General features: G+C 64.3%; 1 protein-coding gene and 1 pseudogene. Both read left to right on the top strand.

What is annotated here, in order from left to right; translation table 11 throughout:
• Positions 1–549 (top strand): electron transfer flavoprotein subunit beta/FixA family protein (locus U5768_RS31825; protein ID WP_322034289.1); only part of this gene is annotated, 549 nt, incomplete at its 5' end.
• A 15-nt stretch (positions 550–564) separates the two neighbouring features.
• Positions 565–887, top strand: a pseudogene (locus U5768_RS31820) (electron transfer flavoprotein subunit alpha/FixB family protein); the annotation flags it as partial.

Genomic DNA, 887 nt, shown 5'->3' with positions numbered 1-887 from the left:
GCGCAGGAGACGCTGCGCACGGCGCTGGCCATCGGCGCGGACCGCGCGATCCTCATCGAGTCGAACGAAGACCTGCAGCCGCTGGCTGTCGCCAAGCTGCTGAAGGCGCTGGTCGACAAGGAGCAGCCGCAACTCGTGATCCTCGGCAAGCAGGCTATCGACGACGATTCGAACCAGACCGGCCAGATGCTTGCCGCGCTCGCGAATCTGCCCCAGGCGACGTTTGCCTCGAAGGTGGTCGTTGCCGACGGCAAGGCCACGGTCTCGCGCGAAGTGGACGGCGGCGCGGAAACGCTGTCTTTGAAGTTGCCCGCGGTGGTCACGACGGACCTGCGCCTGAACGAGCCGCGCTACGTCACGCTGCCGAACATCATGAAGGCGAAGAAGAAGCCGCTGGAAACCGTGAAGCCGGAAGACCTGGGCGTGGATGTCACGCCGCGTCTGAAGACGCTGAAGGTTGCCGAGCCGCCCAAGCGTAGCGCAGGCGTGAAGGTGCCGGACGTGAAGACGCTGGTCGAGAAGCTGAAGACGGAAGCCAAGGTGCTGTAAAGGGAGCTGAGAGAAATGACGAATCTGGTAATCGCAGAACACGACAATCAGTCGATCAAGCCCGCGACGCTGAATACGGTCGCCGCAGCGCAGAAAATTGGTGGCGACGTGCACGTGCTGGTCGCGGGCCACAACGCCCAGGCCGCGGCGGAAGCCGCCGCGAAGATCGCAGGCGTGGCGAAGGTGCTGCTGGCCGACGCACCGCAACTCGAACAGGGTCTCGCCGAGAATGTCGAAGCGACGGTCTTGAGCATTGCAAAGAACTACACGCACATCCTCGCGCCGGCCACGGCAGCGGGCAAGAACGTGACGCCGCGCATTGCCGCGAAGCTCGACGT

Origin of the sequence: Paraburkholderia sp. J76 (assembly GCF_905220295.1) — a bacterium.
Classification (GTDB): Bacteria; Pseudomonadota; Gammaproteobacteria; order Burkholderiales; family Burkholderiaceae; genus Paraburkholderia.
This window is presented reverse-complemented; position numbering and strand designations above follow the sequence as displayed.